This is a genomic window from Vibrio sp. 10N.222.47.A9 (genome assembly GCF_963872585.1).
Taxonomy (GTDB): Bacteria; Pseudomonadota; Gammaproteobacteria; order Enterobacterales; family Vibrionaceae; genus Vibrio; species Vibrio splendidus.
On sequence record NZ_CAWNBB010000029.1, the window covers coordinates 46,404 to 72,193 of the forward strand.

Here is a 25,790-nt window from a genome sequence, read left to right on the forward strand (position 1 = left end):
CAGTTACTTACTTAGTTTCGGTTACTTACTTATTAAGGAAGTAACCGTCTTCGATAGTCACTTTCAGTACTACTTTGCGAACTCGGTTATCACCGTGGAATCGGTAAGCTTTACTGTTATCAAATATCGCTACTTGGCCTTCAACTAACTCACAAGTCTCACCGTTACCCATTAGGTGTTCACGGTCGGTTTCATCGCTGTAAGCTTGGGTTTGCTCTAACTCTGATTTGGCTGCGAACTCGACGGTTTCACGACCTTCTAGGTAGTAATGCACGTCGAAGTAACGGCGGTTACCAGTGAAGTTTTCTGTGTTACGAGCCACACCGTCTTCAATGATGTAAGCCAGTGAGTCACCAATCGAATACATCACGCCATCTTTGATGTTGCCGATGTTTTCAATTGCTTCTACACAGCGTTGCCATTTACGACCGTCGCGGTAAACGACTTTAAACTGCTCTAGGTTGTCTAAAACGATCATCGCTTATGCCTCGTTCAGTTTTGGTTGAGTTTTTGGCGTATTCACCGTGAAGAACTCATCACCAAAGTTGTGATTGATTAGGTGCTGCGCATTACAGTCACCCGCTTGGAATGGAACGAGTGTTAGGCCGTAGCGGAATTCATCCATGTAAACACGGTAAGAATCCAACACTTCGCTGCCCCAAGAGTTTGAACCTAAGCCCATTACTTGGTGGTCTAGATTTAGCGTGATGTAACCGCTTTTCTCTAGCTCAATCGTGTGTTGTGCTTGGTGCATATTTTGATTGGTGTAGAACCATGCGCTGAAATTGATTTCTTGCTGTGGTTTTACTGCAATACCATTACCCGCGCGGCTTGAAAGCGCTGCCCAACGAACATGCTGACGGTTACCGTTATTTTGTGGGAACGGGTAGTTCTCGAACATGTCAGCTACGGTTGATTGGTACACATCAATCATGTTGGCTTGTTTGCTGTCTTGGTAGTTCTCTTCAGGTCCGCGGCCGTAGTATTGAACTTGGTCGAAATCACCGTTAATGCCCATGTCGAAACCAATCACTGGAATCACGTGAGGGTAATCACCGTAACGTTCGCCACTTAGCTCAACGTTTAGCTGACCTTCAGCACTGATCTGGTAGCGATATTCACAACGCATGCCGAAATCGAATACCGGTGGAGCAACGATGCTGGTGGTGGTGATCTCAATCTTGCCGTTGTTCTCTTCAACGTTTAGCGTGCGGAAGTGCTCTTGCATAATTTGTAGATGCGCAGGCTCCCAGTAACCATCGTGCTCTTGTTTATGGTTATCGATCATTGGCTTGAAGAAGTTCAGTTTAGGCTCCGACTCAATCAGTTCTTCGCCATTGACTAACCATGACGTCAGCTTGCCGTTCACTTTCGAGAAGTTCAGAGCGAAGTTGTGGCCTTTGATTAGGTAAGAAAGGCGAGATTCTTCAACATTCAATGTCGTTGCATTGTTGCTAGTGAATGCTTCTAGCTGTGCTGTGTTCTCTTTCGCTTGGAATTGATAAACCGCGATATCGTGGTTTGCTTCGCTGTATGAAGTACGAGAGTCCTTACGAACCGTAAAGTTCACAAACACTTCACGCTCATCTAGCTTTGGTAAGGTAAGCGTTAGTTCACGGCTAGAGTTTTCAGCCAGCTCTTCTACTTTGATGTGTTGTACTGCAACCGTTTCACCTTCAGCGCGGATTTCCGCAGTGATGGTGTAGTCATCGATGTTTGAGAACCAAAGCTTGTTGTCTACTGTGAAGGTGCCCGTTTGTGCATCGAAATCGCGAAGCTTCACTGGGGCAATCACTTGTTTGTACTCTTTCAAGCCAGGGCCTGGTGTTTGGTCTGGGTAGATCAAGCCGTCCATGCAGAAGTTGTAGTTGTTCGGGTAGTCACCGTAGTCACCGCCGTACTTGTAGAACTCTGTGCCTGCTTCATCACGCGCCAGAATACCGTGATCACACCATTCCCAAACGTAGTGACCTTGAATGGCATCATGCTTGTAGAACACGTTTTGGTATTCGGTTAAACCGCCTGGGCCGTTACCCATTGCGTGTGCGTATTCGCAGATGATGCGTGGCTTTTCGTGCGGGAATTCACCGAAGGCATTCATTAGTTGAGCACGTGAGTACATGGTTGAAATGATGTCGACCACTTCAGCATCACGGTCTTCTTCGTAGTGAACTAGACGGGTGTCATCAATCGCTTTTGCTGCATCGTACATAGAACGGATGTTGCAACCGTAGCCAGACTCGTTACCCAGTGACCACATGATGATAGAAGGGTGGTTCTTTTGAGCGTGAATATGACGTTCGATACGTTCAACAAACACCGCTTCCCATGCAGCATCGTTAGTGATGCGGCTTAGGTCGCCAACGTTGGCAAAACCGTGTGTTTCGACATCAGTTTCGCCCATCACGAATAGGCCGTAGATATCACACAGTTCGTAGAAGCGTGGGTCGTTCGGGTAGTGCGCTGTACGTACTGAGTTGATGTTGTGTTGCTTCATCAGTACTAAGTCTTTCTCGACGCGATCCATGCCAACAGCACGACCTTTCAGGTGGTCGTTGTCGTGACGGTTCACACCGTGCAGCATCACGTACTTGTTGTTGATGTAGAACAGACCATCGCGAACTTTAATATCACGGAAACCAACGCGTTGTGGAATCACTTCCAACACCTTGCCGTCAGCGTCTTTCAGCGTAAGCAACAGTTGGTATAGGTAAGGGTTTTCAGCGTTCCATTGAACAGGGTTAACCACATCAATAGAGAATTGAGTATCTACATTGCCACCAGTCTTATGATTAGGGACGGCTAAGCTATCTACAGAGCCTTGCGAGATAACTTGGCTGCCATCAAGCAATGCGTACTCAAGGGTTGCGTTTACCGCTGCTGCTAGGTTTTCTAGTTCCACTTTGCACGACAGAGTAGCGCTTTGGTAAGCGTCGTCGAAGTCAGTGCGAACGGTAACGTCTTGAACGTGCAGCTGTTCTTTGCCCACTAGGTAAACGTCACGGAAGATACCGCCCGTCCACCACATGTCTTGGTCTTCAATGTAGGTTGAGTCGGCCCATTGCATCACGCGAATAGAAAGTAGGTTGTTGCCTGCTTTTACGTGGCTAGAGATATCGAACTCAGCGGTGAGGCGGCTGCCTTTGCTGAAACCCACGTACTCGCCGTTTACGTAAACTTCGAAGTAAGTCTCTACGCCATCAAATTTGATGATGGTTTGCTTATCGTCCCAGCTTTCGCCAAGGAAGAAAGAGCGTTGGTATGCACCGGTTGGGTTGTCTGATGGTACGAAAGGCACATCAATTGGGAATGGGAAACCTTCATCTGTGTATTGAAGATCGCCGTGGCCTTCCATTTGCCACATGTTTGGAACTGTAATATGGCCCCAGTCTTTCATTTCTTGAGAGTAGAACTCTTCAGGAACCAATAGTGGATTGGTGAAATAGCTGAAATTCCATTGGCCACTCAATAGTTGGAAGTGGCTGCTAAGTTCACGCTGAAACGTTTTTGCATTCTTTTCTGATGCGTATGAGAAGAAATATGCACGCGGTGCCATACGGTTCTCATGTAAGTTCAGGAAGTTTTCCCAGTTGTTCACGTTGCCTCTCTCTCGGCCTAAATGCAATTTGCTGACCGACGTTCTTATGCGTAATTGGGTCGTAGTGAATACGAGTATTTTTGGACTGAGGTAATTATTAGTAAAACTTTTACTAAATGAAATTAGTGAAAACGTTTTACTTTAACTCCATCACGTTTTTTATGGTCTTTTTACAGTGCTGTGTGATCCACTTAAAAGAATACTATTGGCTGTTTTATGAAGCAGGCTAAAGAGGCAGGTATGTGTATATAGGCGTATGTGATGGGCACAAAAAAGGCTACCTTAAGTAAAGGTAGCCTTAGTTTATCTATTTGATATATTTAACTATTTTGTCGTATCACGCAGCTTTAATTTGCTTGGTACATAGACACGTAGTGGGATAGTACGGCCGTCGCGTACTTTCTCAATCAACAGGTTAACGCCTTGAATTCCCATTAGTTCAGAGTGAATACGAACAGTCGATAAAGATGGGAAGGTAAATTTAGCTGTTGGGATGTCATTTACACTGATCAGCGCAATATCTTCAGGAATGTTTAATCCGTGCTCATGAACAGCTCGTAAAACACCAATTGCGATGGAATCTGACGCAATAAACATGGCTTTAGGGTAGTCGCCAGTCGCTAGCATCTGTTTTGCAAGCTTATAACCTGAAGAGCTAGAGAAGTCTCCACGATAGATGTCTTGCTCGCTGACAACGTTCTTAAGGCTACCGTATTCAGCAAAGGCGACTTCGCGAATATCAGGAGTGTTGACGTTATCTTGTCCGCCAATAAAACCAATGCGTTGATAGCCTTGGCTGATAAAGAAGTTGGTGATCTCTTTGCTGATCAAAGCCAGGTCGATATCGACAGAGTCATAAGGTTCAGAGTGATCAGTGAAATCGACATAACAGATATTATCGCTTAGCTTTTTGGCTTGTTCGATAACCTCCGGTGTCATTCTTCCCGCCAACAATACACCAGTAATAGGTGCTGAATTTACGTGTATTTTACTTTCATAACAGTTGGTTAGTTTAACTTCCATCTTGTCACATTGGGTTTCAATCCCGTGGCGAATCGATAGATAGTAAGGGTCATTCACTTCAGCTTCTTGCTTGTAGTTATACAGCGCAAGGAAGTGGTGATTTTGTTTTTTACTGCTAACGGCTTTTCGTGAGCTGCTGGTTTTGTATTCCAACTTCTCTGCAATTTCAAAGATACGCCTTTTGGTCTCTTCCTTGACGCTTAATGTTGGATCTTCATTGAGAACCCTTGAAACTGTAGCCAATGAAACATGTGCTTCAGTCGCGATATCTTTTAACGTTGCCATACTCACTTCCTGTTATTGGAACATTGCGCTGCTTTGAAATTGGTATTTAGTAAAAAAGCAATGCACCTCTTTATTCTACAGACCTATTGTAATCAAACTGGAAGTCATTGCATTAACTTTTAGTAAAATAAATGCTCAACTCCTCTATGATGTCTCAAATCTAACTATCTATAATTATCTTATTAAAATTCAATGAATTAGATGTGTTTGTTTATAGGTTCTCCCTATGTCACGTTCAGTAACAATGATATGAGTTAGTGTAAACGTTTACACTTCGTGGTTTTGATCACAGAATTATAGTCAAAATGGCTGCTACTATTTCTGGCATACGGTGCTACTGAGCTGAATGTCAGTTCGAGTTAGTCCAAGAATGACGACAAAGAGAGGTTGACTGTGAAAGTACTGGTTACGGGCGGCATGGGTTATATCGGAAGTCATACATGTATTCAAATGATACAGGCGGGTATGGAGCCAATCATTGTTGATAACCTTTGCAACAGTAAAGAGCTAGTACTGGAGCGAATCGAATCATTGACCGGTAAGCGACCAACTTTTTATCTTGGCGACATTCGTGATCAATCTTTTCTAGATAGCGTTTTTTCAGAAAACGATATCCAAGCTGTGATTCACTTTGCTGGCCTGAAAGCGGTTGGGGAGTCGGTGTCCAAGCCTTTGGAGTACTACGATAACAACGTCAATGGATCATTGGTGTTAGCTCGCAGCATGAAGAAAGCGGGTGTGAAGAGCATTGTATTTAGCTCTTCGGCTACCGTTTACGGTGATCCAGAAGTGGTGCCAATTACTGAAAGCTCTCCAACGGGTGCAACAACTAATCCTTATGGTCGCAGTAAGTACATGGTCGAAGAATGTTTGAGTGATTTGTTCAACGCTGAGAACGATTGGAGTGTGACATTACTGCGTTACTTCAACCCAGTTGGCGCCCATCCATCGGGCACTATGGGTGAAGACCCACAAGGTATCCCAAACAATCTGATGCCGTTTATTGCTCAAGTAGCGGTAGGTCGTCGCGACAAATTGGCTGTTTTTGGAAACGATTACCCAACAGTCGATGGCACAGGCGTTCGCGACTATATTCATGTTATGGATTTAGCGGACGGACACGTAGCCGCATTGAAAGCGGTTGGCGAGAAGGCGGGTTTACACATTTACAACCTAGGCACGGGCAAAGGTTCCAGTGTGCTTGAGATGATTGAAGCCTTTGCTCAAGCATCGGGTAAGCCGGTTCCTTATGAGCTTTGCCCACGCCGCGCTGGTGATATTGCTGAATGTTGGGCAAGCACTGAAAAAGCAGAGCGCGAGCTTGGCTGGAAGGCGACGCGTAGCGTGATGGAGATGACGGCGGATACGTGGAACTGGCAGTCGAATAACCCGAACGGCTATTCCCCTTCGTAATTGAAGCCGCAGCGTTGTTAACTGTGCTTACCAATTCCAATCACATAGAAGATCTATGCTCATGGATATTGGAAATCTTGCTGCCTAGCTGTAACTCCAATTTCTTTGGGGAAGGCAAAGACAAGATATGAGAAAAGCGAGATTCCAGATATCTCGTCCCTCGATTCTGGAATGACGGATGAGCATAAGGCTATGAAGCGGTTGCCTTTGCACAAATAGCACAACGAGATCACACGTCATTCCCTACAGCGAGGAACGAGCGTGATAGGGAATCTCCTTGTAGAAGAATTATTCATCTTGGTGAATTGACCAAGACACAAAATTTGAGAGCAATCTAAACATGTCAAAAGTTGAATTTAACCCAGTAGACCATCCGCACCGTCGTTATAACCCATTAACGGGTCAGTGGATCTTAGTATCACCGCACCGAGCAAAACGTCCTTGGAGTGGCCAAGATGAAAAACCATCGACTGCGCAGCTTCCTGCGTATGAGAAAGAGTGTTTCTTGTGCCCAACCAATACGCGTATTTCGGGCGATGAAAACCCAGATTACGACGGCACTTATGTATTCAGTAATGATTTCGCGGCGTTGATGCCTGACTCACCTGATGCTCCAGAGTCTGATAACCCTCTATTCAAGACTCAAGGTGTACGTGGGTTGAGCCGCGTGATCTGTTTTTCTCCGGACCACAGCAAAACGCTGCCGGAGCTTCCGGTAAACAAGATCCGTGGTGTTATCGATACCTGGAATGAACAGATTGAAGAGCTAGGTAGAGACTACCTGTGGGTTCAAGCGTTTGAAAACAAAGGTGAGACCATGGGCTGCTCTCAGCCACACCCACACGGTCAAATCTGGGCAAACAGCTTTTTACCCAACGAGATTGAACGCAAAGAAAAACTGTTAAAAGAGTACTTTGAACAGCAAGGTTCTAATCTTTTAGTGGATTACGTTGAAGCTGAAATGAAAGACGGCTCTCGCACTGTGGTTGAAACTGAACATTGGATTGCAGTGGTGCCTTACTGGGCAGCGTGGCCATTTGAAACCATGTTGCTGCCAAAAACACACATCCGCCGTATGAGTGAACTGACTGACGAGCAGCGTGATGATTTAGCGCTTGCGATCAAGAAGCTGACGAGCCGTTACGACAACTTATTCCAATGCTCATTCCCTTACTCAATGGGCTGGCACTATGCGCCGTTCTTCGAAGAAGGTACTGACATCGACCATTGGCAGCTACATGCGTTGTTCTACCCGCCACTGTTGCGCAGTGCTTCGGTTCGTAAATTCATGGTCGGCTACGAAATGTTGGCTGAGTCTCAGCGTGATTTAACCGCAGAACAAGCGGCACAACGTCTTCGTGATTTGAGTGACGTTCACTACAAAGAACAGTAATCGCCTGTTCCGTTGATAGTAAAACTAATCGATAACTCGGTTACTAAATAAAAAAGCGAGATTCCTGATATCTCGTCCCTCGATTCTGGAATGACGGCAGGTGAGAAGCTGATGTTGTCATTCCCTACCGTGAGAGACGAACGAGGTAGGGGATCTAAAAGAATTAAAGTGGTGCCGTAAAGGGGCCATAACCAATTGAACAAAGAGTTTAACCAGAGAGTTTACTTATGTCTGACCTAATCCAAAACGTGAAAGCATCTTTTGAGCAAGTCCTTGGTTACCAAGCGACTCATATTATTCAAGCGCCAGGTCGTGTGAACCTGATTGGCGAGCATACCGACTACAACGATGGTTTTGTTCTACCGTGTGCCATTAACTACCAAACGGTAGTGGCAGCGGCTAAGCGTGACGACAACATCGTGCGCGTAGTATCAGTAGACTACGGTAATGCATTGGATGAGTTCGACTTAACTCAAGAGATCACATTCCAACAAGATAAGATGTGGGCTAACTACATTCGTGGTGTGGTGAAGTGCTTAAAAGGTCGTGGTTTTGAATTTACAGGTGCAGACATCTCTGTAACGGGCAATGTACCTCAAGGTGCAGGTTTAAGTTCTTCTGCGGCACTGGAAGTAGTCATCGGCCAGACATTCAAGGTGCTTTACAACCTAGAGATCAGCCAAGCCGAAGTTGCACTAAATGGTCAGCAAGCCGAAAACGAATTTGTAGGCTGTAACTGCGGCATCATGGACCAAATGATCTCAGCTGAAGGTCGTGCAAATCATGCGATGCTTTTGGATTGTCGTAGCCTAGAAACTCAAGCGGTTTCAATGCCTGAAGATATGGCTGTGGTTATCATCAACTCAAACAAGAAACGCGGCTTAGTCGACAGCGAATACAACACGCGTCGTGAACAGTGTGAAGAAGCGGCGCGCATCTTTGGTGTTCCTGCACTTCGTGATGTGACTATTGAACAGTTCAAAGCGAAAGAGTCTGAGTTGGATGAAATGGTCGCGAAACGTGCCCGTCACGTGATCACTGAAAATGACCGTACCGTTGAAGCGGCTCAAGCTCTGCGTACTCATGATATGAAACGCATGGGCGAATTGATGGCTGAATCACATGCGTCAATGCGTGATGATTTTGAAATTACAGTCAAAGAAGTCGACACCTTAGTTGAACTGGTAAAACACGTGATTGGTGACCAAGGTGGCGTGCGTATGACTGGCGGTGGTTTCGGTGGTTGTATTGTGGCATTGGTTCCACCTGCATTGGTTGATGAAATAAAAACAACCGTTGAGCAGAAATATCAAGCGGCGACGGGCCTAAAAGAATCTATTTATGTGTGCCAAGCGAAAGACGGAGCAGGCTTAGTTGAAGTAATCTAAACGCTTCGAGACTTAATATAGAGCTTACCAACTAAAAAGATCATGGTAGGCCAAATGCTAAAGCCTTCATTTCAGGTAGAGGCTTTTTACTGGCACTAGAAGGAATTTAGAATGACACAAGAGCAAAACCTGCATCAATCCATGACACAAACTCCAGCCTATGATGGCCAACCCGCTCAGTTAGTGACGCTATCAAATACGCATGGCATGCAAGTGACATTCATGGACATTGGTGCAACATGGTTGAGCTGTATCCTGCCAGTAAAGGGAAATAAAAGAGAGGTTTTGTTGGGTGTTAACTCAATGGAGAACTTCGATAAACAAGCCAGCTATATGGGCACAACCGTTGGCCGTTATGCTAACCGCATTGCCAATGGTCGTTTTAAAATTGATGGTCAGAACCACAAGCTGGAAACCAACCAAGCGGGCAATACCTTACATGGTGGTCCGAACGGTTTTGATAAACGTCGTTGGAATATTGCCGAGCAAAGCGAAACGTCAGTGGTGTTCACTCTAGAGTCTGCTGATGGCGACCAAGGATTTCCGGGGAATTTGAATGTGTCGGTGCGTTATGACATTACCGAAGACAATCGAGTTTCTATTCATTACTCTGCGACCACAGACAAGCCAACCGTGGTCAACCTAACGAATCATGCGTACTTCAACCTACTTGGTGCAGAAGCCGGGCACGATTGTTTGTCACACATTGTCAGCATCAACGCCAATCAGTTCTTACCGACCAACTCGGTAGGTATTCCATTAGGCAATCTTAAATCGGTGAAATCGACCAGCTTCGACTTCAATCAGCCTATGATGATCTCAGAGCGTTTGTTGGGTGATGAACAGCAGAAAGCAGCAAAGGGTTACGACCACTCTTTCCTATTGGCTGATGGCTGTAAGCGCACTCAATGCGCTGCGACCGTAACGTCACCGGACGCGCTCGTCACACTAAAAGTATTTTCAACCAAACCTGCAATGCAGCTATACACCGGAAACTGGCTTGGTGGTACACCAAACCGAAGTGGTGGCAGCTATGAGGACTACGCTGGTTTGGCGTTAGAAACCCAGTTCTTACCTGACTCTCCTAACCACCCAGAGTGGAAGCAGGACAGTTGTATTCTCAAGCCTGAACAAGAATATAACTACCGTACCTGTTACCAGTTTGAATTTTCGGGGGATTCTTCAAACTAGTACGCTCTAGCTCAAAACGGTTATGCCAATTGCTTTTGTTTGTGAATAGAACGATGTGAGTTATCGCGTTGTTCTTGGGGGATGAGCAAAAGTGGCGCTCAACAAGAGTGCGGTTTATTAAGTGCGATTGTTGGGTATCCGAGTAAGGTAGGAAAGCCCTAACAGAAGCGATTCTGTTAGGGCTTTTTTTTGTTTGTTGTTTGGTGAGTTGACCAGAACTTAGATTTTCTCTACCGAATTACGGCGCACCAAAGTCGGAGAGAACATCATTGGCTCCGTTGAGGTGTTTTCACCTTTGGCTAAGTGCAACGCGAGTCGTGTCGCTTTCTCTGCCATCATCTGAATCGGGTAGCGAATGGTGGTTAGCTTTGGATGAACATAGCGTGCAATCAAGCCATCATCGAAACCGATGATCGACATTTTGTCCGGCGCTTGAATACCGTTTTCATCTAGGACAGACAAAGCACCTGCCGCCATGTAATCGTTGTACGCAACAATGCCTGTGATTGGCAGTGATTTAGTCAAAAGGTTGGTCATGGCGTATTCACCCCCTTCACTGGTGGGAGCTGAGTATTCAATATAGCTGTCAGATAACGCTATTTTGTAATCCGAGAGTGCTGACAAGTAACCTTGTACGCGCTCATCGGCATCTTCAATACTGTGCGATGAAGCGATACAGGCAATATTTTTATGACCATGACGGATCAGATATTCAGTCGCAAGATACGCACCTTTCTTGTTGTCCAAGAAAATACAACGGTTAGCAATCTCAGCAATATAGCGATTGATCAGCACTAAGCCTTTGACTTCTTTTGAGTAGGCAATCAGTTCTTCGTCTGTCAGGCCTTTTGAGTGGATCACTAAGGCGTCGCAACGGCTATTGATCAGTAACTCAATCGCTTGTCTTTCTTCTTCACGATCGTGTGAGCCATTACCGACGAGGATATGCTTTCCGTTCTCACGAGCGACATTATCGACAGCCTTAACCAGCGTGCCAAAAAAAGGATCGGAGATATCACCAACCAACACACCGACGGTATTGGTGCTCTGGCTTACCAGCGCGCGAGCATTGGCATTCGGGCGATAGCCTAGTTTAGACATCGCTTTGGTGACGGATTCAATTGAGTTCGCACTTGCCTTCGGAGACTTATTTACGACTCGAGATACGGTTGCAACAGAAACACCAGCTTCCCTTGCGACATCTTTAATTGTTGCCATTTTTAACCTCTATACATTGCTGCATCTATTTAACACCGACAATGAGTGCAAGGCAACGAAACTCTCATTTTACTTCCAGTAATGAGATCTTTACCGCTTGTAATTATTAGGCTTAATGCTAGTGTAAACATTTACATTTTACTTAATTTTAGTAAATGATTTAATGAGTGAAAATAAATCAATATAGGAAGTGAGAAATGGATACTGTCTCTTATGGTGACTTTGCTAAGTTAGAAATGCGTGTCGGTAAGATCATTGAGGTTGTGCGCCATGAAAACGCAGACAAGCTTTACATCGTGCAAGTGGATATCGGCGAGAAGACGCTACAAACGGTGACCAGCCTAGTGCCTTACTACACCGAAGAAGAGTTGATGGGTAAGCAGGTTGTTGTTTTGTGTAATCTAGCGAAGGCGAAGATGAGAGGCCACACTTCTGAGTGCATGTTGTTATGTGCCGAAACGGAAGATGAATCTGAAAGTGTATTGCTGACCCCGGAACGTGCGATGCCTGCAGGTATTCGTGTCGTTTAAGATCGCTTTAGGTTGGTGAACGATCGAGCTCACCAACCTAGATTAACTGGCGATGTAGATTAATTAACGATGTAGATTAATTAACTGTGCACATCCATTAGCAACGTATATCCATTAATAACGTACATCAACTAGCTTCGAACAGTCAGTATCAAGTCATCAATCACACTGTGGTGGTGATCTGAAACCCCAGCAAGATTGCCGTATTTAGGCTGGTGGCGATCATTTTCTAATGGGTGATGCCAACCTTGTGTGTGTTGAACAAAGTGCGCCGCAAAGCTTTCAGACACTTCTAAACATCCTGCTAATACCGTATCGACATAGGTTTGAACGATAGGGCTGTTTTCGCAAGGTGCTTGAATCTCGTCTTTGATGTAAACCCAGATCGATTGATCCTGTTTAAACTCATTTTGGCTTTCTATCTGAGAGGCCTTTAATTCGATTCGGTGATAACCACGCTCACGGCGATCAAACTCAGTCAGCGCAATATCATCCACCTCAAGCAAAACTCCATTTACTTGTCCCTCACCGAGATTCACGATCAAAGGTGACAAAACATAGCTGTCATCGATCTTACTCCAGTGACGAACTAGGCCATGCACTATCGCAGGAATCGCTTGTCCTGTTTGACCTGTGAGTTGACGAGAAGAGGAGTTGATCAAGCTACCATAACCAAAAATATACATCGCGTTCCCTGTCTGTTCTTTTGTATTTGAGACTAGTCTTACTATATGTTTGGCTTCATCAAATGTCAGCAGTTTTTTATTTTACACACTCATGAGTCTAAATGACTTTTATGGGGTGTGTTTTATTGACACTTTTTTGAAGCCTAAAGACTCCTTATTACTTGTTTTTATTGGCTTTATACCTTTGGCGCGTTTCATGCATTACGTTAGGCAATATTGCAGTGATGATTACTGCATCATGAATTTGACTATGAAATAGCAATTCCCAGAAGCCACTCTTGGCTTGTTATCTGAAATGAGGAACGAGTTTGTTAAATATCACAGATAAAAGTGTAGAAGATGCGATTCCTGCATATCTTCGATTAGGTTTTAGACCTTTCTTCTTTTTAGGCAGTCTCTATGCTGTGATCGCGATTGTGGCTTGGGTCATCATGTTCCAAAACGGTCAGCCAGAAATGCTAAAAGTACCGGCGCTTTGGTGGCACGTACATGAAATGCTGTTTGGCTTTGCCATGGCGATTGTGGTCGGTTTTGTGTTAACTGCGGTGCAAACATGGACGGGTGTCAATGGAACCAAACACTATCGATTAGCCGTATTGGTTGGTTTGTGGTTAGCACCTCGTATTCTGTTTTGGACCCCCGCACCGTTATGGCTGATCTCATCGGTTGAGGCGTTGTTCTTAATCTTCGCCGCTTACGAAATTGGTTTCCGAGTTGTTAAATCGAAAGGCTGGAAGAATCTATTCTTTGTGCCGCTGTTTATATTGGCTATCGTGGCGAACTTTGCTAGTTACGCGACCGTTAAAGGTATGCCTCCATTCCCATCGTCTGCAGTATGGCACGCAATGTTATGGTGGTTTACCTTGCTGCTATCAGTGATGGGTGGGCGAGTTATTCCGTTCTTCACCGCACGTCGCTTCGATTTTGAAAAAGCACAACCACTGGTTTGGTTGGAATGGTTAGCGAATCTACCTTTGGTTGGCTTATTTGTATTGAGCTTCTTCCCATTGACCTTTGCTCAAGTCGGCAATGAGTTGATGGTATTTGCAGGTGTGACTCAGTTGGTGCGCTTTATCCGCTGGAAGCCTTGGACTACGTTATCTGAACCCTTGGTGTGGTCGCTGCATGCGGCTTACCTATGCATCCCTTTAAGCTTGCTGCTACGAGGTTTATTAGACAACCCGTTCGCGAGCCACAACATGCTGCATTTGTTTGCGATTGGCGGTTTGAGTGGGTTAATTCTTGCGATGATTACGCGCGTGACAATGGGGCACACGGGTCGTGCTATCTATAAAGGGCCAAGTATGGCGTTAGCGTTCTCGGCTATTTTTGTCGCGGCTTTGGTTCGCAGCGTAGGTGTGACTTTCTTCCCTGCGTATTTATTTGAGATGGTGAACATCAGCGCGGGTTTATGGACGTTAGCATTCGGGTTGTTTATCTGGAAGTTCGGCATGATGCTTCTAACGCCAAGAGTGGATGGTCACCCAGGCTAAGCCTATTGATTTTCGAACCCATTTTGAAAGGGAAGCACTGAGCTTCCCTTTTTTGATCGCAGCAAAGCTCCATTCTTAAAGGTCCATTCTCTTAGTGAGTATTTTCGGCAAGATATTGGCGCACTTGTGCAATGAGATCTTCTTTGGCGTGAGGCGAGATGAAACTCGCTTCGACAGCATTAATACTGAATTGCGCTAATTCGTTTTTGGTCAGTGGATGAGCATTGGCGACGGCGAGGAAGTTATCATTCATATAGCCGCCGAAGTAAGCCGGATCATCGGAATTGATGGTGACGCATAACCCTTTTCTCAGCAACTCGACGATATTGTGTTCTTGCATGGTGTTGAAGACCTTTAGTTTGGTATTCGATAGCGGGCACACGGTTAGCGGTGTGCGTTTAGCGATTAGCTGTTCCATCAAGTCTTCATCTTCAACACAGCGAACGCCATGATCAATACGGGTGATGCCTAACAAGCTCAGCGCGTCACTAATATTTTGCGCAGGGCCTTCCTCTCCGGCGTGCGCGACGGTCAGAAAGCCTTGGTTGATCGCCTCTTGGAACACATGCTTAAACTTCTCCGGCGGGTTTCCTTCTTCCGACGAATCCAGCCCGACGGCAATGATCTTATCTTTATAGGGAAGGGCTTGTTTGAGTGTTTCAAAAGCGCTGTCTTCATCAAGATGGCGCAGAAAACACATGATCAGCTGGCTGCTGATCCCTAGTTCTTGCTCGGCTTGATTCAAAGCTTGAGTAATCCCACCAATGATGACTTCAAAGGCAATGCCACGTTCGGTGTGGGTTTGAGGGTCAAAAAAGATCTCAGTATGAACCACATTATCTTGTTGGCACTTGAGTAGATAAGCCCAAGTCAGGTCATAGAAATCCTGTTCATGAATCAGTACGTTTGCGCCTTGATAATAGATATCGAGAAAAGACTGAAGATTGTGGAATTGGTACGCGTCTCTTACTTGGTCTGGGTTATCAAAGGGAATCGACACGTTATTGCGCTTGGCCAGTTGGAACATCAGCTCAGGTTCTAGCGTGCCTTCAATATGTAAATGCAGCTCAACCTTGGGTAAATGTTTGATGAAGCTATCCATAGCAATTCCTTAGCTATTTTAATTATGGGCGGAGTAGGCGAGACAGTAGAGTCTGTAAACCTGAGCCTGCAGGTTATCTCTTTCATTTATCTCTGTTTGAGCATAGTTCATTTCATTGTTGTCGATAAAATTGCACAGAAGTTGATGATGAATCGAGAGTTACGAACCCATTGAAATCCGGCGCAAACGATTTGCAGCATGGGAGTGTGATCCGCTGCAAATATTTGCAGCAATATTCATTGATTTGTGCTCTAATACCGCGCTTACCAAGGGATGGTGTTAAAAGATGCTCACTTAGATGGAGTTATCAAAGTGACCGATCCCTTAATGATCTCCCTTAGGAAAAAATAGAACATGTCTAAGAACAAAAAATTTGATATCCGCCTTACAGAAAAACGCAACGGTTGGTGTGCAGAGATTACTCGTCAAGTAACGTCTCGCAGCACAACAGTATCTAAGCGTGAGTCTGGTTTCGAAACTGAAGCTCTAGCACAAGAGTGGGCAGAGAAAGAGCTAGCATCTTTCATCTCAAACCAAGCTGAACGTAACGAGCGTAAATCAGAGCAGCGTAAAGAGCGTGACGAACTACGTCACACTAAAGAGCTTAAAGCTGAGCAAGCACGTGAAGCACGCGCAAAAGCTCGTGAAGAAGAGCAAGAAGACGCTGAGTAATCCAGTGCACAATTAATTTACAGGTCCCTTAATTTTAAGATAAGGGACAAGTAAAAAAAGCCCCGATATAGCTTTTCTCTTTCTAGTTAAAAGTTTATCGGGGCTTTTTCATTTGTGGCGTATTGGTCTGGATCACGTAACCACTCATGGCTGGTGGCTACGTATCTGATTCACTAATTACCCGAATTCGGTCCTTAGTTGTTTAGCGCTGTCAGCCAATCGTCTTCCGCGACTTCTTCAATGTAACTCTCTACAGACTGTCCCACTTCATCATCATCTTGCTTGAAGTAAGCAATGTGGAATACTGCGTCACCTTCGTTTACCAACGGTAGAGTTTGTTGACCAATCACGATACCGCCTTTAGTGGTGATTACTTGGCCTTCTTGGTGACCCAATGGAGAACTGATGTAAGCCAGTGTTTGTCCTGCTTCAACTTGTTCGCCAAGCCTTACCATATTACGCAAAATGCCGTCTGATTCAGCGCGGATCCAACTGGTCGATTTACTCAATACTGGCTCTGGTAACTTCTTACGGTTAGGGCGGAGCATGCCGATTTCTTTCATCACTTGATGCACGCCAAGGTAACCCGCACGAATCGCTAGGTGATCAAAACGCAGCGCTTCACCACCTTCGTAAGTTAATACAGGAATACCCAGTTTTTCCGCTTCGCTGCGCAATGAACCATCACGCAGTGGAGAATCTATGATCACGGGTGTTGCGAACGCTTTTGCGATGCGCAGTGTTTCAGGGTTCGACAGGTTTGCACGGATCTGTGGCAAGTTAGTACGGTGAATCGCACCTGTGTGAAGATCCAGAATGTAATTACAGTGCTTCGCTACGTTCTCAAAGAAGGTGTGAGCGATGCGTGATGTCAGTGATCCTTTTTCACTTCCTGGGAAGCAACGGTTCAGGTCACGACGGTCTGGTAGGTAACGAGACTTATGGATAAAACCAAATACGTTAACGATAGGCACAACAAGTAGTGTTCCTTTCAGTTTTTTTGGATCAATCGCATTGGTCAGCTGTCGTGCAATCTCAACACCGTTTAGTTCATCTCCGTGGATCGCCGCGTTTACCATCAGTGTTGGGCCCGCTTGGCGACCATGAATAATTTCAATCGGGATTGAAAGTGGAGAATGCGTGTAAAGCTGAGCCGCTTGCAGTTCAATCTCCATTCTCTGTCCTGGCTGAACAGTATAACCAAGTAATTCGAATGGTTGATTAGGTTTTAGTCTTGCCATTTAGGTTGTTCTCAACATGGTGATAATTCGTTAACACGGAATGTATCAATCGTTGATTTTTAGTACGAATCAATCGCTTTACGGTGACGACAAAACTTTTTTATGGAGGCGTTTCTTAATTGGTTTCTGTTTTTGATTTGGCTAGTTAGAAGGGGTTTATAATTGTGAATTTCCTGACAATACATTGATTTAACGCTGATATTTATTGTTCGGTTGGTTGGTATTATCCATCGCCATTTTTTGGCGGCCAAATTCAAATATCGAGATCAAAATGAAAAAAACAATTTCAAAAGTTGTAGCACTAGCAGTGGTATCTGTTGCTCTATCTGGCTGTGTGGGTAGTAATGCAGTAACCGGTTATCTAATGAAGTTTAACGTGAAGGCTGTTGATAACCGTTACGCTCGTGGTGGTTTGAACATACTACTTGCACCTGCGTATGGTCTAACGGTTGCTGCCGATTACTTAGTATTCAACTCACTAGAGTTCTGGACGGGTAGCAACCCACTAACAGGTGCTCCGCACATCTTTGATACTAAGACTGATACTTACCTTGATATCAACGATCAGCTTGATAAGTCACTGACTGAAGCGCCAGTAGGCCCGATCACGAGTGCCGATATGATTGAGAAAGGTCAAATGCAGCAGATCGACGAAAACACTATCCAAATGGACATCACTTACCAGTCTGGTGAGCGTGCGACGTTAATCGGTGTTCGTGAAGGCGAGATGGTGACGTACTTCATCGACGGCGAAGTAGTGGCACAAACTTCAATTGATGAGCTAGAAAGCTACGCGGCTTCACGCGCTTAATTATTTATTTAGTCACAAGTAGCAGTGACAAAGATTAGATACAAAAACAGGTACTCATTGAGTACCTGTTTTATTTTGTTCTTAATAAACGGTGTTTACTGAAAAGTGCTATTTATTGAAGAGCCCATTTATTGGAAACACCATTTACTGAAAAACACTAGCGAATCGATTTATGCTTTTTCTGGGATCGAAGCAAGTAATGCAACCATTTGGTTCCAGAACAGCTCAACTGTGTCGATCTTCACTTTCTCATCAGGAGAGTGTGGGAACTTGATCGTTGGGCCGAAAGAAACCATATCCATGTTCGGGTAAGGTTCTTTGAACAGACCACACTCAAGGCCAGCATGGATAACCATGATGTTTGGCTTGTGACCGTAGATGCCTTCGTACATGTCGCGGAAGATATGCATGATCTCTGAATCTGCGTCTGGTTTCCAACCTGGGTAAGCACCAGAGAACGCGATGTTAGCGCCTGCTAGTTCAGCAATAGAGTGAAGCATACTTTCTACTTGGCTACGGCCAGAGTCGATAAGAGAACGGATCAAGCAAAGTACTGTGATTGAATCTTCTTCCGTTGTGATAACACCTACGTTTAGAGACGTTTCAACAACACCTTCAATCTCGTCACTCATACGAATCACGCCGTTTGGACATGCGTTAAGTGCCGCGATAAAGCGAGCTTGGTCTGCTGACGCTAGTGCGCCCATTGCTACAGAAGCTTCTTCATTGAAAGTCACGATGCTGTCTTCTACTTTGCCTAGCTCTGTTGAAAGCAGCTCAGTGTAGTAGTTGTATAGCGAAGCTAATTTCTCTTGGTTTGCAGCAGGAACCGCAACCGTTACGAAGCCTTCACGAGGGATCGCATTACGAAGGCTACCACCTTTGAATTCTACGATGCGAAGGTCTAGCTCTTTTGCGTGACCCGCTAGGAAGCGAGCAATCAGTTTGTTTGCGTTTGCACGACCGGTGTGGATGTCACAACCAGAGTGACCGCCTTTTAGGCCTTTTAGCGTTAGCTTGCGTGTTACGAAGTCAGCTGGAATCGCATTACGTGCAATTTCAAATGTCATTGCGCCGTCGATACCGCCCGCACAACCCATGTACACTTCGCCTTCTTGCTCTGAGTCAGTATTAAGAAGGATATCGCCTTCTAACCAACCCGCTTCAAGACCGAACGCGCCAGTCATGCCTGCTTCTTCATCTACAGTGAGTAGAAGTTCGATAGGGCCATGTTGGATTTCGTTTGAAGCAAGAACGGCTAAGCAAGAAGCCATGCCCATGCCGTTATCAGCACCAAGCGTTGTGCCTTTTGCTGTAACCCATTCGCCATCGATGTATGGCTGGATTGGATCTTTTGCAAAGTCGTGATCAGTGTCTTCGTTCTTTTGTGGAACCATATCGATGTGAGCTTGTAGCACGACACCTTTTTTGTTTTCCATACCCGGCGTTGCTGGCTTTTTGATGAATACGTTGCCCGTTGGGTCGCGACGTACATCTAGGCCTTGCTCTGTTGCCCACGCAATAATGTATTGAGCAAGCTCCTCTTCATGTTTCGAAGGGTGCGGGATTGAACAAATTTTATCGAAAAACTGCCAAATAGGGGCAGGGGACAATTTACTGATCTCAGAATGGAATTCAGACACGGATGACTCCTTTTTTATTTGATAACCATATATTTAGGATTTCTATAGGTAAAAACTTAGAATAAAAATCTAAAATATGGGTCTGTTTTGATGGCAACAGCATACCACTTGAGCGTTTTGACGAGTAGCGGTTATAAACCTCAAATACCTCAAATTTTGAAAGCGATCTTGTCCACCTGATCATAATTAAGAGACTTGATGCTTATAAATGGCGCAGGCAAACGTTTGTTTAATTCCATTCTGTAATTTAATTACAGAAATAAGTTTTCAAAATAACCATAATTGGCCAAAAGTGTGACGCATAGCAAAAAATACTTGTAATCTTTTTTCTTTGGGGTATATTAATAACCAACTTCTGAGATGAAGAGTAAATGCTCAAAGGATGAGTCCGTTTTATCGCCTCCAAGGAACCGAGAAATCAAATTCGTTTTTTATTGATTTATTAAGGTGATAGTTATGAAAGGTTTACCATCTGCAATGTTCTGGATTAACAGCTCTGTTTACACTAGCAACTTTGCATACCCTACAAGCTTTGGTTACTAATACCGTAAGCATGTAACTCGAACAGTTTTGTTCACCCCTATATATTGGAATTCTTTTACAGCCCTTTTGGTTGACAGATTCTACCGCCACTCAGTTTTGAGTGGCGTTTTTTTTGCCTGCTACTTTTCCAAACCGCTTTCGCTTGTCACTTTCTTTGCTGTTCTGAGTGGTTGTTTTTTAAACGCCAAAATATCAATTTGCGTCTTATTACTGATCCTGTTGAAAAATACACAACTCTTGTGGGTTTAAATTGAGAATATGATGGCTACATTCTCAATGGAAATAACCGATGGTTGAAAAAATAACCAAGTAACCTCATCGCAATTATTGTCCTTAATTTATTGTTTTTAATGGTTATTTTTCTTGTTGTTCTTCATTTTTAATCGCTTTGTTTCATACGGCATTCTGATAAATATCGATTAGAGCCTTAATTCTATCTGGAATTTGTTATTTGATAACTTTATAATCCACAGCCAATCGTTTACGCAACCGTTTACTTTTTACCCTTATAGGATTCGATAATGTTCGAAAAGCTATTCAAACTCAGTGAAAATGGCACCAATGTGCGCACTGAAATCATCGCAGGTCTAACCACCTTCCTAACAATGGCTTACATAATTTTTGTAAACCCAATGATTCTAGCTGATGCTGGTATGGACCATGGCGCTGTATTTGTAGCAACCTGTTTAGCGGCTGCAATTGGCTGTTTCATCATGGGCTTTGTTGCTAACTACCCAATTGCTCAAGCTCCAGGCATGGGTTTGAACGCATTCTTTACCTACGCTGTTGTAATGGGTATGGGTTATACGTGGCAAGTTGCTCTGGCAGCGGTTTTCGTATCAGGCGTAATCTTCATCTTCTTAAGTATCTTTAAGATCCGTGAATGGATTATCAACTCGATCCCTATGTCTCTGCGTGTTGGTATCTCTGCGGGTATCGGTCTTTTCCTAGCATTTATCGCGCTTAGCAATGCAGGCATCGTTGTTTCTAATCCAGCGACTAAAGTTTCACTGGGCGATATCACTGCGATTGCGCCAATGTTAGGTGCGCTTGGTTTCTTCATTACTATTGCTCTTGTACACCGTGGTGTGAAAGGCGCAGTAATGATCGCGATTCTCGCTATCACAGCGATTGGTATTGCGATCGGTGACGTTCAATACGGCGGCATCATGTCGACACCACCAAGCCTTGCTCCTACATTCATGCAGCTAGATTTCTCTGCTGTATTTGAAATCGGTATGATTTCAGTTGTATTCGCATTCTTGTTCGTCGATTTGTTCGATACCGCGGGTACCTTGGTTGGTGTTGCAACGAAAGCAAACCTAATCAAAGAAGACGGTAAACTACCGCGCTTGAACAAAGCACTGCTTGCTGATTCTACCGCAACATCTATTGGTGCATTGCTAGGTACATCAAACACAACTTCTTATGTTGAGAGTGTTGCGGGTGTTGCTGAAGGCGGTCGTACCGGTCTAACTGCGGTTGTTGTTGGTATCTTATTCCTACTGGCTCTTTTCTTCTCGCCACTTGCAGGTATGATTCCGGCTTACGCAACATCAGGTGCACTTTTCTATGTAGCAATTCTGATGATGTCTGGCCTAGTTGGCATTGATTGGCGTGATCTTACGGAAGCCGCACCAGTCGTGGTAACATGTCTGCTTATGCCTCTGACGTACTCTATCGCTGAGGGTATCTCACTAGGTTTCATCGCTTACGCTGCAATTAAGCTGCTAAGTGGTAAAGGTCGCGACGTTTCACCTGCTGTGTGGGTAATGTCGGTTATCTTTATTCTTAAATACATTTTCGCTTAACCGTCTAGATTTCTGCTTAATCGCTGAAGAGGCTATGTAAGGCATAGCCTCTAATAACATGACAAAATTATTAGGTTTTATACTATGAGCAACAAATTCGTTATCACTTGGGACAACATGCAGACTTACTGCCGTCAACTTGCTGAAAAGCAAATGCCAGCAGAGCAGTGGAAAGGAATCTGGGCAGTAAGCCGTGGTGGTTTGGTTCCTGGTGCAATCTTGGCTCGCGAACTGGGTATTCGTCACGTAGATACGATTTGTATTTCTAGCTACGACCACGATCACCAACGTGATATGACAGTCGTTAAAGCACCTGAAGGTGACGGCGAAGGCTTCCTAATCGTTGAAGATCTTGTTGATAGTGGTGATACTGCACGTAAGCTTCGCGAAATGTACCCTAAAGCGAAATTGATCGCTGTATGTGCTAAGCCATCTGGTGCTGATTTACTAGACGAGTACATCGTGGATATTGCTCAAGACACATGGATTGAGCAACCTTGGGATACTAGCCTAAGCTACGTTGAGCCGGTAAATCGCAAGTCAAAATAAGTGTAAACTTAGTTTTTTGAGAAATGACCCTTTATAGGGTCATTTTTTTTTATATGATTAGTAACAACCATTTCTTATTAAGTATCCCAATGTCTGAATCAGAAGAAACGAGCTCGAACCTTTCGGAAACCTTGTTTGTAAAGCACAAGCAGGCCAAAGAGACCTCAATGCTTACTCGCTACATGCCAAGTTCTGAAGAACTGCTGGATAAAAAGCGTGAAGAGCAGAACTCATCTTGGTATCGAAACCTAAGACGTCTTCAGTGGGTATGGCAAGGCGTTAACCCGATAGAGCAAGAAGCGGTATTGGCACGCATCGCGTCATCCGATAATTCTCGTACCACTGATGAGTGGTTAGATACCGTGATGGGCTACCGCAGCGGTAACTGGGCATACGAGTGGACCAAGCTGGGCATGCAGCACCAAAATCGCTCGAATGAAAAGAGCGGCGAAGAGATGGCTGAAGAGTTGTTTTCAGCATCGCTGTGTTTCAGCATTGCGGGCTACCCACATCTAAAGAACGATAACCTTGCTGCTCAGGCACAGGTATTAGCGAATGCGGCGTATTCTGAAGCGATCAAACACACTAAATTGATCGTCAAACAAATCGAAGTGCCGTATCAAAACAAAAAGATTAAGGCGAACTTACATCTAACCAAAACAGACAAACCACAACCTGTCGTGATCGTGAGTGCAGGTTTAGATAGCCTGCAAACTGACATGTGGCGTTTGTTTAGAGATTACCTAGCACCGAAAAATATTGCGATGCTAACGATTGATATGCCGTCGATAGGGCACAGTTCGCACTGGCCACTAACCGAAGACTCTTCTTGCCTGCATCAAGCCGTGTTGAATGAACTGCCTAACATTCCATGGGTGGACCATCATAAAGTCGGTCTGTTTGGGTTCCGATTCGGTGGTAACGCGATGGTGAGGTTGTCCTTCCTTGAGCAACATAAACTCAAAGCCTGTATCTCTTTAGGGGCTCCGATCCACGATATCTTTGTTCATGCCGACAAACTAAAGCAGATGCCTAAGATGCACTTGGATGTATTGGCTTCGCGTCTTGGTAAAGGGGCGGTGGATATCAATAGCCTTTCTGGACAACTGATGGCTTGGTCATTGAAGGTGCAAGGCTTGCTGGCTAACAGTAAAACCAGTGTTCCTATTTTGGCATTGGCTTTGGAAGGTGACCCTGTTTCACCGCATCTGGATAATCAACTGGTTGCTATTTACAGTGATTACGGCAAAGCGAAGAAAATCAAAACCAAATCAATTACACAGGGGTATGAGCAATCCCTCGAATTAGCGATAAAGTGGCTTGAGGATGAATTATTTAGATGACATTTCTCCGAAATTAGTTAAGCATGAAAAGTGTACAAAGTAAGTACCTGATACTCAGAAAAAATTTATAAAATCCAACTGCGTGCTTTCTACGTATTGCAGTCTGAGTAACGTCATTCTTAACATTGAAATGGAGATTCAATATGTCAGAAGTGACACAACAACCTACGCATTATCGCTTGTTAAACGTTTTAAAGGCTATTGGGCCTTACTTGAGGGAGCCGCAATCAGAAGATGGTCATTACATTTTTGATTGCTTGTCTGTGTGTGTGAACGATAAAAAGTCACCAGAAGAGCGTGAGTTCTGGGGCTGGTGGTTAGAGTTGGATAAGTCGGAAGAAGGATTCTCGGCGAAGTACAACACGGGTAAATACAACATTGATGGTAACTGGGATCCTTTGCCATTACCTAAAAAGGCGGTCGCTGAGGTGTCTCGAACTCAAGAAGCCTTTCACCAAAAGCTGGTTGACGAACTTCAAAAGAAATTTGAAATCGGCGTTCAGTTAGACGAAGAGTCTGTCGAATTCGTCTGATTTTGAAGGTTGCTCTTCTCTATAAAGCAAAAAGGTGCGATTTCGCACCTTTTCTGCTTGTGAATTCCCCTGTTGATTGCTAAAACATCACCTCTTATTTGTTTTATTCATAAAAGACTTCATGACAACAAATCATCAAAGCGGGACAACAACACAGCGTAAAACTGTCGTTGTTAAACTGGGTACCAGTGTCTTAACTGGTGGAACATTGGCATTAGACCGCGCTCACATGGTTGAGCTGGTTCGTCAATGTGCTGAATTAAAAAAACAAGGTCACTCTGTGGTTATGGTTTCGTCTGGCGCAATTGCGGCCGGACGTGAGCACCTTGGTTACCCCGCACTTCCCAACTCAATGGCGAGCAAACAATTGCTTGCGGCAGTTGGGCAAAGTCAGTTGATTCAAGTTTGGGAGTCTTTGTTTGCTATCTATGGCCTTAAAATTGGCCAGATGCTACTGACTCGTGCTGATCTCGATGATCGCGAGCGTTTTCTGAATGCACGTGACACGATCAACGCGCTCGTTGAGCACGATCTTATTCCGGTAGTAAACGAAAACGACGCAGTAGCCACTAATGAAATTAAAGTGGGCGACAACGATAACTTGTCGGCACTGGTTGGTATTTTATGTGGCGCTGATAAGCTTTTGTTACTCACTGACCAAAAAGGCCTGTTTACCGCAGACCCTCGTAAAGACCCAAATGCTGAGCTCATCAAAGAAGTGAAAACTATTGATGACACACTGCGTAAGATCGCAGGTGGAAGTGGTACTACGTTAGGTACTGGCGGCATGGCGACAAAACTGCAGGCAGCTGATATTGCTCGTCGTGCGGGTATTGAAGTGATTATTGCTGCGGGCAGTGCTGAAAATGTGGTGTTTGATTCATTGAGTGACAACCCACAAGGCACACGTTTCTTGCCTTTAGCTGAAGCGCTTGAAAACCGTAAACGTTGGATTCTAGCGGGCCCAGCTTCTGCTGGTGACATCGTCGTCGACGATGGAGCGGTGAACGCAGTTAACACTAAAGGCAGTAGCTTGTTGGCGAAAGGGGTTGTTCGAGTTAAAGGCGAATTCTCTCGTGGTGAAGTCACCCAAGTCACAGACAGTAAAGGCAAAGTAATTGCGCGTGGTATCTCCAGTTATTCAAGCCAAGACCTAGCAAAAATTGCAGGCAAGCACAGTAAAGATATTGGCGACATTCTTGGATACGATTATGGGTCAGAAGTCATTCACCGTGACGACCTGGTTGTGATTCAAGAGTAGTTCGTGATCTCGTGATGATAAGGCGAATCGCCTTTTTACATCCAAAGACAGACAGAATTTAGG

Annotated in this window: 21 protein-coding genes; 13 read left to right on the plus strand and 8 right to left on the minus strand. The window is 44.7% G+C overall.

The window, feature by feature from the left end; translation table 11 throughout:
- Positions 1–25: 25 nt before the first annotated feature.
- The 3 genes from AACT19_RS07560 to ebgR all read right to left on the minus strand — a co-directional run bounded on the left by AACT19_RS07560 (position 26) and on the right by ebgR (position 4,906).
- A complete protein-coding gene (locus AACT19_RS07560) occupies positions 26–478 on the minus strand; it encodes a beta-galactosidase subunit beta (protein WP_076645923.1) in 453 nt (150 codons plus the stop codon).
- 3 nt (positions 479–481) lie between these two features.
- Positions 482–3,598: a beta-galactosidase subunit alpha gene (gene ebgA / locus AACT19_RS07565; RefSeq protein ID WP_076645924.1), complete on the minus strand. Its 3,117-nt coding sequence runs from the start codon at positions 3,596–3,598 to the stop codon at positions 482–484.
- A gap of 324 nt (positions 3,599–3,922) precedes the next feature.
- Positions 3,923–4,906 (minus strand): transcriptional regulator EbgR, encoded by a 984-nt coding sequence (ebgR, locus tag AACT19_RS07570; protein ID WP_076645925.1) that lies wholly within the window; start codon positions 4,904–4,906, stop codon positions 3,923–3,925.
- Positions 4,907–5,299: 393 nt separating this feature from the next.
- Between ebgR and galE the strand changes: the two genes are divergently transcribed.
- The 4 genes from galE (at position 5,300) to galM (ending at position 10,291) form a co-directional block, all read left to right on the plus strand.
- Positions 5,300–6,319: a UDP-glucose 4-epimerase GalE gene (galE, locus tag AACT19_RS07575; protein WP_076645926.1), complete on the plus strand. Its 1,020-nt coding sequence runs from the start codon at positions 5,300–5,302 to the stop codon at positions 6,317–6,319.
- Positions 6,320–6,659: 340 nt separating this feature from the next.
- A complete protein-coding gene (locus tag AACT19_RS07580; RefSeq protein ID WP_076645927.1) occupies positions 6,660–7,712 on the plus strand; it encodes a UDP-glucose--hexose-1-phosphate uridylyltransferase in 1,053 nt (350 codons plus the stop codon).
- Positions 7,713–7,939: 227 nt separating this feature from the next.
- Complete coding sequence (gene galK / locus AACT19_RS07585; RefSeq protein ID WP_076645928.1) at positions 7,940–9,100, plus strand: galactokinase; 1,161 nt, start codon at positions 7,940–7,942, stop codon at positions 9,098–9,100.
- Between the two features lie 111 nt (positions 9,101–9,211).
- On the plus strand, positions 9,212–10,291 hold the full coding sequence (gene galM, locus AACT19_RS07590; protein WP_076645929.1) for a galactose-1-epimerase: 1,080 nt from the start codon (positions 9,212–9,214) through the stop codon (positions 10,289–10,291).
- 219 nt (positions 10,292–10,510) lie between these two features.
- On the opposite strand, the gene AACT19_RS07595 is transcribed toward galM, so the two are convergent.
- The gene (locus AACT19_RS07595; protein ID WP_065205070.1) at positions 10,511–11,509 is read right to left on the minus strand and encodes a substrate-binding domain-containing protein; all 999 of its coding nucleotides are present in this window, start codon (positions 11,507–11,509) and stop codon (positions 10,511–10,513) included.
- Positions 11,510–11,706: 197 nt separating this feature from the next.
- On the opposite strand from AACT19_RS07595, the gene AACT19_RS07600 reads away from it, so the two are divergent.
- Complete coding sequence (locus tag AACT19_RS07600) at positions 11,707–12,039, plus strand: tRNA-binding protein (protein ID WP_004734420.1); 333 nt, start codon at positions 11,707–11,709, stop codon at positions 12,037–12,039.
- Between the two features lie 131 nt (positions 12,040–12,170).
- On the opposite strand, the gene AACT19_RS07605 is transcribed toward AACT19_RS07600, so the two are convergent.
- Positions 12,171–12,725, minus strand: coding sequence for a gamma-glutamylcyclotransferase family protein (locus tag AACT19_RS07605; RefSeq protein WP_076645930.1), 555 nt, complete (start codon positions 12,723–12,725; stop codon positions 12,171–12,173).
- Positions 12,726–13,033: 308 nt separating this feature from the next.
- On the opposite strand from AACT19_RS07605, the gene AACT19_RS07610 reads away from it, so the two are divergent.
- The gene (locus AACT19_RS07610) at positions 13,034–14,218 is read left to right on the plus strand and encodes an NnrS family protein (protein WP_017084194.1); all 1,185 of its coding nucleotides are present in this window, start codon (positions 13,034–13,036) and stop codon (positions 14,216–14,218) included.
- 91 nt (positions 14,219–14,309) lie between these two features.
- Here the strand turns inward: AACT19_RS07610 and AACT19_RS07615 are convergent, their stop codons facing one another.
- Positions 14,310–15,320, minus strand: a complete 1,011-nt coding sequence (locus AACT19_RS07615) for an adenosine deaminase (RefSeq protein WP_017080055.1) — start codon at positions 15,318–15,320, stop codon at positions 14,310–14,312.
- A gap of 354 nt (positions 15,321–15,674) precedes the next feature.
- Between AACT19_RS07615 and AACT19_RS07620 the strand changes: the two genes are divergently transcribed.
- Positions 15,675–15,992 carry a DUF3622 domain-containing protein gene (locus AACT19_RS07620; protein WP_004734416.1) on the plus strand — a complete coding sequence of 106 codons (318 nt, stop codon included), beginning with the start codon at positions 15,675–15,677 and terminating at the stop codon, positions 15,990–15,992.
- 194 nt (positions 15,993–16,186) lie between these two features.
- Here AACT19_RS07620 and AACT19_RS07625 read toward each other — a convergent pair whose 3' ends face one another.
- A complete protein-coding gene (locus tag AACT19_RS07625) occupies positions 16,187–17,233 on the minus strand; it encodes a succinylglutamate desuccinylase/aspartoacylase family protein (protein ID WP_076645931.1) in 1,047 nt (348 codons plus the stop codon).
- A gap of 271 nt (positions 17,234–17,504) precedes the next feature.
- Here AACT19_RS07625 and AACT19_RS07630 point away from each other — a divergent pair, with 271 nt between their 5' ends.
- The gene (locus tag AACT19_RS07630) at positions 17,505–18,044 is read left to right on the plus strand and encodes a DUF3332 family protein (RefSeq protein ID WP_004734414.1); all 540 of its coding nucleotides are present in this window, start codon (positions 17,505–17,507) and stop codon (positions 18,042–18,044) included.
- Between the two features lie 170 nt (positions 18,045–18,214).
- On the opposite strand, the gene AACT19_RS07635 is transcribed toward AACT19_RS07630, so the two are convergent.
- Positions 18,215–19,687, minus strand: a complete 1,473-nt coding sequence (locus tag AACT19_RS07635; protein WP_076645932.1) for an aminoacyl-histidine dipeptidase — start codon at positions 19,685–19,687, stop codon at positions 18,215–18,217.
- 1,064 nt (positions 19,688–20,751) lie between these two features.
- On the opposite strand from AACT19_RS07635, the gene AACT19_RS07640 reads away from it, so the two are divergent.
- The 5 genes from AACT19_RS07640 to proB all read left to right on the plus strand — a co-directional run bounded on the left by AACT19_RS07640 (position 20,752) and on the right by proB (position 25,727).
- Entirely contained in the window at positions 20,752–22,041 is a 1,290-nt protein-coding gene (locus tag AACT19_RS07640) for an NCS2 family permease (protein ID WP_017080057.1), read from the plus strand.
- An 84-nt stretch (positions 22,042–22,125) separates the two neighbouring features.
- The gene (gene tet(34), locus AACT19_RS07645) at positions 22,126–22,590 is read left to right on the plus strand and encodes an oxytetracycline resistance phosphoribosyltransferase domain-containing protein Tet(34) (RefSeq protein WP_009847475.1); all 465 of its coding nucleotides are present in this window, start codon (positions 22,126–22,128) and stop codon (positions 22,588–22,590) included.
- Positions 22,591–22,679: 89 nt separating this feature from the next.
- Positions 22,680–23,933: an esterase FrsA gene (frsA, locus tag AACT19_RS07650; RefSeq protein WP_029222300.1), complete on the plus strand. Its 1,254-nt coding sequence runs from the start codon at positions 22,680–22,682 to the stop codon at positions 23,931–23,933.
- Positions 23,934–24,076: 143 nt separating this feature from the next.
- Positions 24,077–24,466: a sigma factor-binding protein Crl gene (crl, locus tag AACT19_RS07655; protein WP_004734391.1), complete on the plus strand. Its 390-nt coding sequence runs from the start codon at positions 24,077–24,079 to the stop codon at positions 24,464–24,466.
- Between the two features lie 76 nt (positions 24,467–24,542).
- Positions 24,543–25,727, plus strand: coding sequence for a glutamate 5-kinase (proB, locus tag AACT19_RS07660; RefSeq protein ID WP_207551959.1), 1,185 nt, complete (start codon positions 24,543–24,545; stop codon positions 25,725–25,727).
- The last annotated feature ends 63 nt before the right edge of the window (positions 25,728–25,790 follow it).

Coding starts and splice junctions, on each gene's coding strand:
- AACT19_RS07560 (WP_076645923.1), bottom strand. CDS start 478: ATGATCGTTTTAGACAACCTAGAGCAGTTTAAAGTCGTTTACCGCGAC.
- ebgR (WP_076645925.1), bottom strand. CDS start 4,906: ATGGCAACGTTAAAAGATATCGCGACTGAAGCACATGTTTCATTGGCT.
- AACT19_RS07580 (WP_076645927.1), top strand. CDS start 6,660: ATGTCAAAAGTTGAATTTAACCCAGTAGACCATCCGCACCGTCGTTAT.
- galK (WP_076645928.1), top strand. CDS start 7,940: ATGTCTGACCTAATCCAAAACGTGAAAGCATCTTTTGAGCAAGTCCTT.
- galM (WP_076645929.1), top strand. CDS start 9,212: ATGACACAAGAGCAAAACCTGCATCAATCCATGACACAAACTCCAGCC.
- AACT19_RS07595 (WP_065205070.1), bottom strand. CDS start 11,509: ATGGCAACAATTAAAGATGTCGCAAGGGAAGCTGGTGTTTCTGTTGCA.
- AACT19_RS07600 (WP_004734420.1), top strand. CDS start 11,707: ATGGATACTGTCTCTTATGGTGACTTTGCTAAGTTAGAAATGCGTGTC.
- AACT19_RS07605 (WP_076645930.1), bottom strand. CDS start 12,725: ATGTATATTTTTGGTTATGGTAGCTTGATCAACTCCTCTTCTCGTCAA.
- AACT19_RS07615 (WP_017080055.1), bottom strand. CDS start 15,320: ATGGATAGCTTCATCAAACATTTACCCAAGGTTGAGCTGCATTTACAT.
- AACT19_RS07620 (WP_004734416.1), top strand. CDS start 15,675: ATGTCTAAGAACAAAAAATTTGATATCCGCCTTACAGAAAAACGCAAC.
- AACT19_RS07625 (WP_076645931.1), bottom strand. CDS start 17,233: ATGGCAAGACTAAAACCTAATCAACCATTCGAATTACTTGGTTATACT.
- AACT19_RS07630 (WP_004734414.1), top strand. CDS start 17,505: ATGAAAAAAACAATTTCAAAAGTTGTAGCACTAGCAGTGGTATCTGTT.
- AACT19_RS07640 (WP_017080057.1), top strand. CDS start 20,752: ATGTTCGAAAAGCTATTCAAACTCAGTGAAAATGGCACCAATGTGCGC.
- frsA (WP_029222300.1), top strand. CDS start 22,680: ATGTCTGAATCAGAAGAAACGAGCTCGAACCTTTCGGAAACCTTGTTT.
- crl (WP_004734391.1), top strand. CDS start 24,077: ATGTCAGAAGTGACACAACAACCTACGCATTATCGCTTGTTAAACGTT.